Annotated in this window: 4 protein-coding genes and 1 CRISPR repeat array; all 4 genes read left to right on the forward strand. The window is 31.7% G+C overall.

Translation table 11 applies throughout. The features are described 5' to 3' along the window. The first annotated feature begins 5,352 nt into the window (after positions 1-5,352). Positions 5,353-9,717: a CRISPR direct-repeat array (repeat unit 30 nt; unit sequence ATTTAAATACATCTCATGTTAAGGTTCAAC). 337 nt (positions 9,718-10,054) lie between these two features. The 4 genes from J5G60_RS12110 to J5G60_RS12125 are packed head-to-tail and all read left to right on the forward strand — an operon-like array spanning position 10,055 to position 11,825. Further along, positions 10,055-10,567 (forward strand): sigma-70 family RNA polymerase sigma factor, encoded by a 513-nt coding sequence (locus tag J5G60_RS12110; RefSeq protein WP_229981838.1) that lies wholly within the window; start codon positions 10,055-10,057, stop codon positions 10,565-10,567. Continuing rightward, on the forward strand, positions 10,564-11,022 hold the full coding sequence (locus tag J5G60_RS12115; RefSeq protein ID WP_150358593.1) for a hypothetical protein: 459 nt from the start codon (positions 10,564-10,566) through the stop codon (positions 11,020-11,022). Before J5G60_RS12110 ends, J5G60_RS12115 begins: the two co-directional genes overlap by 4 nt. Further along, positions 11,003-11,527 (forward strand): EscU/YscU/HrcU family type III secretion system export apparatus switch protein, encoded by a 525-nt coding sequence (locus J5G60_RS12120; RefSeq protein WP_150358594.1) that lies wholly within the window; start codon positions 11,003-11,005, stop codon positions 11,525-11,527. The genes J5G60_RS12115 and J5G60_RS12120 overlap by 20 nt, the downstream gene beginning before the upstream one ends. Continuing rightward, positions 11,520-11,825 carry a LiaI-LiaF-like domain-containing protein gene (locus tag J5G60_RS12125; protein WP_150358595.1) on the forward strand — a complete coding sequence of 102 codons (306 nt, stop codon included), beginning with the start codon at positions 11,520-11,522 and terminating at the stop codon, positions 11,823-11,825. Before J5G60_RS12120 ends, J5G60_RS12125 begins: the two co-directional genes overlap by 8 nt. Positions 11,826-11,929: the final 104 nt, after the last annotated feature.

Genomic DNA, 11,929 nt, shown 5'->3' on the forward strand with positions numbered 1-11,929 from the left:
GTAATACACTGAGGTTGGTTCGACCTTTAGAGCTTAGGTAAACTTGTTCCATTAGGAATATTGACTAAGAAGCCATCTACTTCTATAAGTGGTGGTAGTTCACAGTTGTAAAAAAGCAATGTAATAATGACTACAAAAATACTCATTCCCTCAATATATGAGTTTCAATTCCTCATAGGTAGTCTAAAATCTTGGATAGCGGCATATATGCGGTCAGCTTGCAGATAGGTTTCAATTCCTTATAGGTAGTCTAAAATCTGTACAGTTCTTGCACAAAGTTTGCACTTTTCTTGCACGTTTCAATTCCTTATAGGTAGTCTAAAATCTAGTATGACAAAAAATACATTACCTACACATGTTGGTTTCAATTCCTTATAGGTAGTCTAAAATCTTCTTTTCCAAATGCGCTATAATCAGAAGTCCACTGTTTCAATTCCTTATAGGTAGTCTAAAATCTTCATAAGGAATAGCATACTGGAAAGGGCATAGCTGTTTCAATTCCTTATAGGTAGTCTAAAATCAATTTCATCTATGTCAGCGGGATGATACTTATTCCGGTTTCAATTCCTTATAGGTAGTCTAAAATCTTTAATTTTGTAGGCTGATATTTTGGCTATCTTTAGTTTCAATTCCTTATAGGTAGTCTAAAATCTAAATCTATTATTGTTTCTAAACTTTTTTTCTCTGAGTTTCAATTCCTTATAGGTAGTCTAAAATCTGAAAGAAAACTGGTATCGCCAGTATGCGGCAACACAGTTTCAATTCCTTATAGGTAGTCTAAAATCTTTGACGTTATATAGTGCCTTAAATCTTATATCTCTGTTTCAATTCCTTATAGGTAGTCTAAAATCTCATTACAAACAACAGCACCATCACCTAATTTATAGGTTTCAATTCCTTATAGGTAGTCTAAAATCTAAGTGAATATAGCCCTGACAAACCGGTAGAAGTTAGTTTCAATTCCTTATAGGTAGTCTAAAATCATTGTGGATTTTGACAGGGGAACATACCAGAAACTTAGTTTCAATTCCTTATAGGTAGTCTAAAATCCTTTTGTCATAAAGTCCTATACTTCTTGCTTTTTTACGTTTCAATTCCTTATAGGTAGTCTAAAATCAGATACATGGGGTATAAAGGCACGGGCACATTGACATGTTTCAATTCCTTATAGGTAGTCTAAAATCTTTACTTTATTTCTAAACCAAACGTTTTTATTATAGTTTCAATTCCTTATAGGTAGTCTAAAATCTGTCCCTGCGGCTATCTTTTGGGCCGCTGAAACTGCGTTTCAATTCCTTATAGGTAGTCTAAAATCGCGAATCCTTTTATCTCTTCTCGGTGTACAAAAGGTAGTTTCAATTCCTTATAGGTAGTCTAAAATCTTGCTCTATCTGTGCTTTGCTTACCATACTTGTCAGGTTTCAATTCCTTATAGGTAGTCTAAAATCTTAATTACAAATTGGTTCTTATCAAAGTCAAACTTAGTTTCAATTCCTTATAGGTAGTCTAAAATCCAATTCCATTCTTTAGTCAAATTTTATAATAATGCCACGTTTCAATTCCTTATAGGTAGTCTAAAATCTTTTTTTGCATCATTGATAGCCTTTTTAGCATCTAGTTTCAATTCCTTATAGGTAGTCTAAAATCATGAAAATCCTGAACTATTGAAAGATGGTGATTAGGAGTTTCAATTCCTTATAGGTAGTCTAAAATCGCCCCGCAGCTAAAACTATAGATATTTCTGTTTCTAGTTTCAATTCCTTATAGGTAGTCTAAAATCATAGAATTCTTAGCATAATTTTGGATTGAAAGTCTATGTTTCAATTCCTTATAGGTAGTCTAAAATCGGTTTCGATGTTGATAGTCAAAAGAGACAATTTATTGGGTTTCAATTCCTTATAGGTAGTCTAAAATCTACGCTGTAAGATCCATATTAGAACCAAACTTATTTTGTTTCAATTCCTTATAGGTAGTCTAAAATCCAACCTTTAGTATTCTGCACAACACAGACGGTACAGGTTTCAATTCCTTATAGGTAGTCTAAAATCGGGATATTATGGGCTCAATAGAGCTTATGGAGTTATGGTTTCAATTCCTTATAGGTAGTCTAAAATCCTTAACTGCATTTATCTTTGACTCAATGCCTTGTAGTTTCAATTCCTTATAGGTAGTCTAAAATCGATTATTTATCAAAATTAAATACGGGCAGAAGAAGGTTTCAATTCCTTATAGGTAGTCTAAAATCAAGGTTTATATGAATGGAAACTATCCTGCAATATTTTGTTTCAATTCCTTATAGGTAGTCTAAAATCGGAATTCATCTGGATAGAGGGAATTATATTGCTATACTGTTTCAATTCCTTATAGGTAGTCTAAAATCTGATTTGGTCAATATTGGGACCATGAATGAGGAAGGTTTCAATTCCTTATAGGTAGTCTAAAATCCTTGTGTTGCCACCCCAAAGAATCCTCCTAGAAGAGTTTCAATTCCTTATAGGTAGTCTAAAATCTTTCTGCTTCCTGCAGGACAGACTGCTACGCAGAGAGGTTTCAATTCCTTATAGGTAGTCTAAAATCGGAAATGTAAGTGCATGGCTTACAGCTGCACTAGGAAGTTTCAATTCCTTATAGGTAGTCTAAAATCAACTGCCAACCAAAATATTTTCTAATCTTCTCCATAGTTTCAATTCCTTATAGGTAGTCTAAAATCCTTCGTCTATTGCTTTCTTTGCATCTCTAAAATTTTGTTTCAATTCCTTATAGGTAGTCTAAAATCGCCCCGCAGCTAAAACTATAGATATTTCTGTTTCTAGTTTCAATTCCTTATAGGTAGTCTAAAATCACAGCAGGAACTAACTTTTGATGATCTCGTAGCCGCGTTTCAATTCCTTATAGGTAGTCTAAAATCTCCAGGTTCGGTAACTGGCTAATTTCATCTCCAGATAGGTTTCAATTCCTTATAGGTAGTCTAAAATCTCAGATGACAGATGCGCAGATAAGGGCATTGACATAGTTTCAATTCCTTATAGGTAGTCTAAAATCTGGAAGGATGAAAATTCTAAACTAAATGCGAAGGAAAGTTTCAATTCCTTATAGGTAGTCTAAAATCTTAGCTGCCAGTGATTATGGCGTAGAGATAAATGAGTTTCAATTCCTTATAGGTAGTCTAAAATCCTAATGGAATTTTAGTGGGTGGCCTTGGTTCTGCAAAGTTTCAATTCCTTATAGGTAGTCTAAAATCCTTCTGGTTTCGATAGGCTGTCTTACTTTTACTTCTTGTTTCAATTCCTTATAGGTAGTCTAAAATCCTAGCCATTCTATGACCTCCTTCCTTCATTTCACGTTAGTTTCAATTCCTTATAGGTAGTCTAAAATCTACCATATAATCATAGTTTATGCCTCCTCACTTCTTGTTTCAATTCCTTATAGGTAGTCTAAAATCACAGCTATACGCGTGTTTCAACCGTGCGGATAAAAGGTTTCAATTCCTTATAGGTAGTCTAAAATCTTAATTATAGACTCCAGTATAAATCTGATGGATACAGGTTTCAATTCCTTATAGGTAGTCTAAAATCAAGGAAGTAAAGGAATATAGACCTAGATATGATGCTAGTTTCAATTCCTTATAGGTAGTCTAAAATCGAATTTTTAATATTCTATTCTTGTTTTCAAAAAATAAGTTTCAATTCCTTATAGGTAGTCTAAAATCACTGAATTGGTACACAATCATTTTTGCTGAATTGCTGTTTCAATTCCTTATAGGTAGTCTAAAATCACATACATTGTCTGATTATTGCCATACGATACAAGTGTTTCAATTCCTTATAGGTAGTCTAAAATCTCAGGCGTTACATTTTCAGATAGTCAACAAAAAATGAGTTTCAATTCCTTATAGGTAGTCTAAAATCTATAGACGAATCAATGGCGCAATAAGAAGGATTAGAGTTTCAATTCCTTATAGGTAGTCTAAAATCATATCTTCTCGCATCTCTGGCGTTCCTTCTATTTCTGGTTTCAATTCCTTATAGGTAGTCTAAAATCGCTGCTATATCTTCAAGCTTATACCACGCCATAGGAGTTTCAATTCCTTATAGGTAGTCTAAAATCGACGATCAACATGATGATATAGTTAAATTTAAAGGGTTTCAATTCCTTATAGGTAGTCTAAAATCAAAAGAGATGATCTCTTAAAAAGGGCTGTAAAATCAAGTTTCAATTCCTTATAGGTAGTCTAAAATCTGGATTGCATAGCATCTCTATCTTTTTCTATAGCTTGTTTCAATTCCTTATAGGTAGTCTAAAATCAGAGCCATAGGATTGATAGGTGATGCCTTTAAAACTGGGTTTCAATTCCTTATAGGTAGTCTAAAATCGCCGGTCCCACAGCTTTTCCAGTTTACAATGTTGATAGTTTCAATTCCTTATAGGTAGTCTAAAATCCAGGAGATACATTTAAAGCTTTTGCAATTTTATCTAGTTTCAATTCCTTATAGGTAGTCTAAAATCTAGATAGTTTCTTATTCTTGCAGTAGCAGCAGAATTGTTTCAATTCCTTATAGGTAGTCTAAAATCAGTATATCCTTGACCCAAATTTTAGTCACGAGACAGGTTTCAATTCCTTATAGGTAGTCTAAAATCAATTGTAGCGACAACGCTATCTGCGTATTCCCTCTGTTTCAATTCCTTATAGGTAGTCTAAAATCCTTAATCGAATACACTGCAAAATATACAATGTATTCTAGTTTCAATTCCTTATAGGTAGTCTAAAATCCACACCTGTACATGTAAAATATATAAATGTGTTCTAGTTTCAATTCCTTATAGGTAGTCTAAAATCCAAGCTTCAATATTATTTTATTCTGTTCCTCAAGGGTGTTTCAATTCCTTATAGGTAGTCTAAAATCAAATATCCCCACCTCAAAATAGGGGCAGGGGAAAAGCGTTTCAATTCCTTATAGGTAGTCTAAAATCGGCTGGCTCTGTAATGTATGGAATTAAAAAAGGCAAGTTTCAATTCCTTATAGGTAGTCTAAAATCAAGCTTTATCTAAATTCATTTGTGCATTTGCAAGTGCGTTTCAATTCCTTATAGGTAGTCTAAAATCCTAATATAAACCAGCATATTACAACTCCTATAAAAAGGTTTCAATTCCTTATAGGTAGTCTAAAATCCCATCAAATATAGAATACATCAGCATCTAGAAAAATGCAATATTCAGAAATATTTCTACAAAAGTTTTAGAAATTAATCTCAGGCGGCTAATTAACTGCAAACATAAAAATCGTCGACCTCCGGTAATTTTTACTCTATTCATGGTCGACGGCATAAAATTTAATATAATTCCAAAATATTTTTTAAACTAATCTTATGTTAAGGTTCAGCCGATTGTATGAGAGTTACAAAGAAGGAGGGAGAAAATATTTAAATACATCTCATGTTAAGGTTCAACTCAACAACTTTTAAATTGTCAAATATACCAAAGTTTATTTAAATACATCTCATGTTAAGGTTCAACGTGGAAACATATTGAGATTAGTTGATAATTTCAGGAAATTTAAATACATCTCATGTTAAGGTTCAACTAATAAACTTATAGATGCAAACATAGGGATGCTGCGATTTAAATACATCTCATGTTAAGGTTCAACCAAGGGTATCATGGTTCAGAAAAAAGTGGCTATATACTATTTAAATACATCTCATGTTAAGGTTCAACAGGCTTTAACTACAGCATAGAATACAGGGCAAAATAATTTAAATACATCTCATGTTAAGGTTCAACCTTTTCTGCCCTTTGAAACTTCCTACAGGTAGATAAATTTAAATACATCTCATGTTAAGGTTCAACGAAGGAAGAAGATAAGGAGCTATTTAGAAGTGCTATATTTAAATACATCTCATGTTAAGGTTCAACTTGCCAAGGAATTTCGCTTACAATTGGTCTGACAAATTTAAATACATCTCATGTTAAGGTTCAACGAATACTCTTATAGAAGGACAGCATAAAAGAGAACCATTTAAATACATCTCATGTTAAGGTTCAACATATACAGCCCATATATGGCTGTTTTACCTTTAGGCATTTAAATACATCTCATGTTAAGGTTCAACAAGGTTATAAACTGTAATAAAGAATTATCCTGGTAATTTAAATACATCTCATGTTAAGGTTCAACCGCAGGAAATATGGTGCCGTAATAGTAAAAGATGAATTTAAATACATCTCATGTTAAGGTTCAACGGGCACAGGTTGGACATTTGAAAGTAATATAGAAAAATTTAAATACATCTCATGTTAAGGTTCAACAAAAGCATCTTTGGTCTATATCATCTTTAACACTTTATTTAAATACATCTCATGTTAAGGTTCAACTTATAATTCCTCCTTTTCTTTTTCACATTTATACATTTAAATACATCTCATGTTAAGGTTCAACTTTCTTCCATCTTTTCTGGAAGTGTACCGTTTGTATATTTAAATACATCTCATGTTAAGGTTCAACCTGATGTAGATGCTGGAAAACTGATACTGATAAAATTTAAATACATCTCATGTTAAGGTTCAACCATGAAGCCTTAAAACAAGCCCAGAAGTGGCGATATTTAAATACATCTCATGTTAAGGTTCAACAAGCAAGGCAAAACTACAACAGAAGTATTTTATACATTTAAATACATCTCATGTTAAGGTTCAACAAACTCAAATTTGCTTCTTCTAAAAGTTGTAGTTAATTTAAATACATCTCATGTTAAGGTTCAACCTCATTTTCACCATACGGTGCTCGTATTGTCGTTATATTTAAATACATCTCATGTTAAGGTTCAACAATGGTACAACTAATCTTTCCGTAGAAATTGTATCATTTAAATACATCTCATGTTAAGGTTCAACACGATATATCGGGTAAAGGAGATGGTATCATATGTAATTTAAATACATCTCATGTTAAGGTTCAACGCTAAGGACAATAGAGATAGTGCTAATGTATACTTCATTTAAATACATCTCATGTTAAGGTTCAACAGCTGCATATTTAAATTAATTGTTGTCGGCTGTGCTATTTAAATACATCTCATGTTAAGGTTCAACACCTATAAACATAGAAGATATAAAAGGTTTAGTGCATTTAAATACATCTCATGTTAAGGTTCAACGCGAATATGGGAATAATTATCCTATGTTCAACTAATTTAAATACATCTCATGTTAAGGTTCAACTACTTAAGGTGCTCTTTTTTAGTATAATTAAATAGGATTTAAATACATCTCATGTTAAGGTTCAACCTTTTTCATAATATCATCTCCTTACCCAATATATCGATTTAAATACATCTCATGTTAAGGTTCAACCTACAGCAGAAAAAAGAGTTGGGAGGGAAAGCAATAATTTAAATACATCTCATGTTAAGGTTCAACAAATTCAAAGGATATAGAGGAGGTTATATAAAACAATTTAAATACATCTCATGTTAAGGTTCAACCTACATTCAAAGATATTTCCCCTGTACTTTTAGCGTATTTAAATACATCTCATGTTAAGGTTCAACACTGACTACGGAAAATGTTATAAGTGATGATGAGGAATTTAAATACATCTCATGTTAAGGTTCAACCACAGATGAAACCATTGATAACAGTAAAATTAAAGAATTTAAATACATCTCATGTTAAGGTTCAACGCAGATGCCTTGTTTGGGATATTGACCATAGACATATTTAAATACATCTCATGTTAAGGTTCAACTTATAATATGAAAATAAAAGAACTATTAAAAGAGAAATTTAAATACATCTCATGTTAAGGTTCAACACATAGTTTATAAATTGGTTGGTAAAACTTACAGCCATTTAAATACATCTCATGTTAAGGTTCAACGCTCTTTTATTACCTTTTTGGATTTTTGCCATTTGGATTTAAATACATCTCATGTTAAGGTTCAACAGCTGTAGAAGACGCTGTGAAGGAAAGTGATTCTACATTTAAATACATCTCATGTTAAGGTTCAACGGACTTTATGAGAATAAGAGTAGACTTTTATGTAAAATTTAAATACATCTCATGTTAAGGTTCAACTTAAATCATTGTGCCATTTTGAAATAAGGAACCTCAATTTAAATACATCTCATGTTAAGGTTCAACAAAACAGCTTATGGACTGATTATGTATATGGTTTAGATTTAAATACATCTCATGTTAAGGTTCAACTGGATTTATTTCCGCCATGAACGGGAACTGGACCACATTTAAATACATCTCATGTTAAGGTTCAACTGCGTACTCCTTCATCTTCAATTCCCTTGTCTTTTTATTTAAATACATCTCATGTTAAGGTTCAACAATAGTCAAATACCAAAAATATCACAACGATAGCAAATTTAAATACATCTCATGTTAAGGTTCAACTGAATAGACCAACCGACTAAATGAGCCCCGGCAGATTTAAATACATCTCATGTTAAGGTTCAACGCTCCAACTGTTTCAGAATTGCCAGCTTTTGTTTGTATTTAAATACATCTCATGTTAAGGTTCAACTGCCGCAATGGCCAGGCCTTCTCCAACTTCGGTATATTTAAATACATCTCATGTTAAGGTTCAACTGTATTCATGCTTAAATCTCCTTTAAATTATTTTTCATTTAAATACATCTCATGTTAAGGTTCAACGGTGGGGAGAGATATTGGGTGCTGCTGTAGGATTACATTTAAATACATCTCATGTTAAGGTTCAACGGACTTATTTAGACAATATAGAGGTTCAGCACAATTATTTAAATACATCTCATGTTAAGGTTCAACCACCATGCAAGCAGCAAGGACACAAAAATATGAATAATTTAAATACATCTCATGTTAAGGTTCAACGGACAATGGGAATATGGGATGAATTCACTTCAAAGGATTTAAATACATCTCATGTTAAGGTTCAACGAGATATGGCAGCCACACGATAGAGAGATTGAATAAATTTAAATACATCTCATGTTAAGGTTCAACTTTGAAGTTTAGAATATTGGAAATTAAGAAGAACCCATTTAAATACATCTCATGTTAAGGTTCAACTTCTTCATCAGATATAAATTATTTTCATCTGCTAATTTAAATACATCTCATGTTAAGGTTCAACCTTTTATGAAATATTTTATTCATTATATAATTTACAATTTAAATACATCTCATGTTAAGGTTCAACGTTAGTACCCAGGGGAATGTTACGAATGCAGTTACCATTTAAATACATCTCATGTTAAGGTTCAACGGAGATAACGAGGCAACAAGAAAAAGTATGCAATTTATTTAAATACATCTCATGTTAAGGTTCAACAGTGCCAGTGCCAGTGCCGATAACTGAAAGTTATTTATTTAAATACATCTCATGTTAAGGTTCAACGAAAGTACTGAAAGTAAAGAATATGAATTTGATTTATTTAAATACATCTCATGTTAAGGTTCAACTTTATCTTGATGTTTATTGGGAATTCCTTTAGTAATTTAAATACATCTCATGTTAAGGTTCAACATTTTTATTTCCTCCTTATATATCTAAAATTTTCTTATTTAAATACATCTCATGTTAAGGTTCAACTGTAACGAATTATAAAGATTCTAATGAGAACAAACGATTTAAATACATCTCATGTTAAGGTTCAACTGTTGGCACTTACATTTACCAGGTTGGCAGGAAAGGATTTAAATACATCTCATGTTAAGGTTCAACCTGTGTAAAATAGTCATTTTACATTTCTATTATATCCTTTGAAGTACTATAAATAAAGGATTTTAACGAAACTTTTCCAGTCGATTTTTATTATAGACAAATAAATAGTACAAGATTTATGGAGGCGTTGTAATCTAAGGGCTAGCAATAATTTCTTATTATTTGTAGGTTGGAAAACAGAAGATGTCTAATCAAATGAAGATTATAATTTGTACTTGAATTATAAAATGGGTATTATAAAAATTATAGATTATCAAAAATATTTTACGTTAAAATTGAATTGTTGAAGTGTTTTTTATTTATAAATCGTTGTATTATTGTAAGGCTAAAAAAGGCGGTGATGATTATTCAAGAAAATCAATTTGAAAAATATATTAAACAATATGAAGGTCTAGTCATTACCATCTGTTTTTCTTTTACAAAAAATTATTTTGATGCAGAAGATATAGCTCAGCAGACTTTTTTAACTGCCTATGAAAAATTAAATAAATTTGATGGAAAGAATTTCAAAGCATGGGTCGCGAAAATTGCAGTGAATAAATGCAGGGATTATATTAAAAGTCCTGTCAAAAAAATGGAGGATCTTACTTGCGAGGATTATAAATATATAGAGGATACGAAAAGCTCTCCTGAAGAAAATATGTTGAATAACTACAGTGACAGAAAAATATATAAGCTGTGCAGCAGATTAAAAGAACCTTACAAAACCGTAGCGGTAAATTATTTTTGTAAAGACATAAAGCTTTCAGATATGGCGAAAGATACGGGAGAGAATTTGAAAACACTTCAGACAAGATTATACAGATCAAAAAAACTTCTTAAAATTTTATGGAAGGAGGAGTTGATTTGAGTGATGATTTGTTTAATAGCAAGGGCCACATAAAAAATTCTGCTTTAAAAAAATTTAATGAGAGAAGTTTAAGTGATATAGAACTTGCTATTTTATCAGAGCATATAGGAAATTGTGAAAAATGTGCAGAAAAGCTGGCAGATAGTTTTGCTCAAGACGATTTTTTGAAAGTACCAGGTGGGTTTGAGGAGGAGATAAAAAATAAGATAAATAGAAAACATGAAAAGAGTAGGCAGTTTTTCTTCTACGCACTTAAGGTTTCAATGGCAGCCTGTATAGCACTTGTATTTGTCTTTTCCAGTGCTCTCAATTTTATGGCAAATACCGGAGTGAAGACAATGAAAATAAAATCACCTGAATTTACAGTGGTGAATTCCATAAATATGGAACTTGGAAATTTCACTAGCAAGATAATTGATATGGAGGTATTCGATAATGAAATCCAAAAAAAGTAATTTTTTAACTGTAGTTTTTTCTTTTCTGCCTGGCGCAGGACATATGTATATGGGGTTTATGAAAATGGGATTGTCAATTATGGCAGTATTTTTTACTGTGATATTTTTTTCTAGCTGGCTTAATATAGGACCACTTTTGTTCATTCTTCCACTAATATGGTTCTATTCATTTTTTGACTGTATAAACAAACAGAGTATGCCTCAGGAAGAATTTGAGCATATAGAGGACAATTATATATTTTCCATAGATAAATTGTTCGAGTGGGACAAAAGTTTATTTAAAAAGCAGAGATTATTTTTTGGTATACTGCTAATTTGCATGGGGATATACCTTATTTGGGACAATATAAGACCTATTATTGAGCCCTATATAGATTCGAGAATCTATGAGATCATAAGTAATTTCACAGGAATTGTCCCTCAGATGATTGTAGGTGTAGCTATAATTGTTATTGGAGTAAAACTTATTATGGGGAAGAAGAAAGAGGTTGATACAGATGATTAGGGGGAGAAGAGTTGGCACATTAACTTCAGGTATCATGCTCGTTATATTTGGGACAATGTTTTTGATAAGCAGCTTATTTAAAATGATAGATTATAGGTTTATAATGTCTTTCTGGCCAGTAATCTTGATTTCAATTGGAATAGAAATTATTGTCTCATATATTATAAATAAGAAAGAAAAAATGATGTATGATGCGGGGGCTATAATTATTGTAATAGTACTTTGTATTTTTGCTATGATTATGGGAGCTCTTCAGCTCGCCATTACAAGTTATCCTCAATTTAGGGTTGTATTTTAAAAATATAAGAAAATTTAGGCCTTTTATGATCAAGTTCATTTCATAAAGGGCTTTTTTATGGTGCTTATTTATGCTCTGTTTGGTAACTACTATTAAAATAATTA

This window comes from Clostridium sp. HV4-5-A1G (assembly GCF_900184915.1).
GTDB lineage: Bacteria > Bacillota > Clostridia > Clostridiales > Clostridiaceae > Clostridium_B > Clostridium_B aromativorans.